The sequence below is a fragment of the Geminicoccus flavidas genome (assembly GCF_009806515.1).
In the GTDB taxonomy this organism is placed as follows: Bacteria; Pseudomonadota; Alphaproteobacteria; order Geminicoccales; family Geminicoccaceae; genus Geminicoccus; species Geminicoccus flavidus.
In genome coordinates this window covers 1-1708 of sequence record NZ_WUJP01000207.1, presented here as the reverse complement: position 1 = coordinate 1708, position 1708 = coordinate 1, and the positions used below count along the sequence as shown (strand labels likewise).

Here is a 1708-nt window from a genome sequence, read left to right as displayed (position 1 = left end):
GGATCGACGGCCGCCAAGCCGGGCTGCTGCGCCTGCAGGATCCCTTGCGGCCCAATGCCGCCGACGTGCTGGTCCGCCTGCGCAAGGTCGGCTTCGCCCGGATCCTGCTCGCCACCGGCGACCGGGCGGATGTCGCCCACGCGGTTGCGGCCGGCCTGAAGCTGGACGAGGTGCAGGCCGAACTGTCGCCCGCCGACAAGGTGGCGCTGGTGCTGGAGGAACGCCGGGCCCGGCCGGTCCTGATGGTGGGCGGCGGAGTGAAGATGCCCCCGCCCTCGCGGCCGCCGATGTTGGGTGGCTATGGGTGCCCGCGGTGTCGCCGCCTCGGCCGAATTGGCTGACATCGTCCTGCTGGTCGACCGGCTGGACCGGTTGGCCGACGCGGTCGAGGTGGCGCATGACACTGGCCGGATCGCCCTGCAGAGCGTGGCCGCGGACCTGGGCCTGTCGATCGCCGGGATGCTGGTCGCAGCGCTGGGCTACCTGCCGCCGGTGGCGGATGCCCTGTTCCAGGAGGCCATCGACGTCGCCGTGATCCTGAACGCGCTCCGGGCACTGCGGCTGAATGGGAACACGAGCACAGAGTATGCTATGCTGCCCGGCCGGGCCGTCAGGCAGCCATGAGACCAGCTTCCGGCATGCAGATGCGAATCTGCACAAACAAACCCGAGAAGCCAAATTTATCTTTACTAATCAATAAGTTAACCAAGGACCATCCTTCGCGCAGAACTGCGCGAAGGCCGCCTCGCTCACCTCGAACCCTTCCGCCTCCGCCAGCTCCCACGGCCGCTCGCACTGGGCGGTACGGGCGCACCAGCGATAGCCGGCCGACGGGCGGCAGCCATGCGCGTCGGCATCCGCACCCACGCGCGCGGGCGGCTCATCGGCCGGGGACTGGCAGGCCGCCAGCGTCAGCAGGGCGAGCAGGACGGTGGGCGCGCGCATGGGTTCAGCTCCGGAAGGAATGGATGGCGCAGCCAAAGCAGGCCGCGCCATCCGGGGACCGATCAGTCCGGCACGTGCCGCACTGCACCCTTGGCCGCACTGGTGGCCATGGCCGCATAGGCACGCAGGGCAGTGCTGACCTTGCGCGGGCGCGCCTCGGCCGGCTTCCAGGCACCACCCTCACGGGCGGCCATGGCGGCACGGCGCCGCGCGATCTCGGCATCGTCGACCGCGAGATGCAGCTTGCGGTTCGGGATATCGATCTCGATCTGGTCGCCGTCCTCGACCAGGCCGATCAGGCCGCCCTCGGCGGCTTCCGGCGAGACATGGCCGATCGACAGGCCGGACGAGCCGCCGGAGAAGCGCCCGTCGGTAACCAGCGCGCAGGCTTTGCCCAGGCCCTTCGACTTCAGGTAGCTGGTCGGATAGAGCATCTCCTGCATGCCGGGGCCGCCGCGCGGGCCCTCGTAGCGGATCAGCACCACGTCGCCCGGCTTGACCTTGCCGCCCAGGATCCCGCTGACCGCCGCATCCTGGCTCTCGAAGATGACGGCCGGGCCGGAGAAGACCAGGATCGATTCGTCCACGCCCGTGGTCTTCACGATCGCCCCGTCCTCGGCGAGGTTGCCGTAGAGCACGGCCAGGCCGCCATCCTTGGCGAAGGCGTGCTCGGCCGAGCGGATCACACCGTTCTCGCGGTCTAGGTCGAGGGAGGGGTAGCGGCGGTCCTGGCTGAACGCGGTCTGGGTGGGCACGCCGCCAG

At 70.0% G+C, this 1708-nt stretch carries 1 protein-coding gene and 2 pseudogenes; 1 reads left to right on the top strand and 2 read right to left on the bottom strand.

Going from position 1 to position 1708, the window contains the following annotated elements; translation table 11 throughout:
• A pseudogene (locus EQG76_RS33285) lies at positions 1 to 624 on the top strand (HAD-IC family P-type ATPase); the annotation flags it as partial.
• A 69-nt stretch (positions 625 to 693) separates the two neighbouring features.
• Here EQG76_RS33285 and EQG76_RS05545 read toward each other — a convergent pair.
• Complete coding sequence (locus EQG76_RS05545; RefSeq protein WP_159711340.1) at positions 694 to 945, bottom strand: hypothetical protein; 252 nt, start codon at positions 943 to 945, stop codon at positions 694 to 696.
• Positions 946 to 1007: 62 nt separating this feature from the next.
• A pseudogene (locus EQG76_RS05540) lies at positions 1008 to 1708 on the bottom strand (dihydroxy-acid dehydratase); the annotation flags it as partial.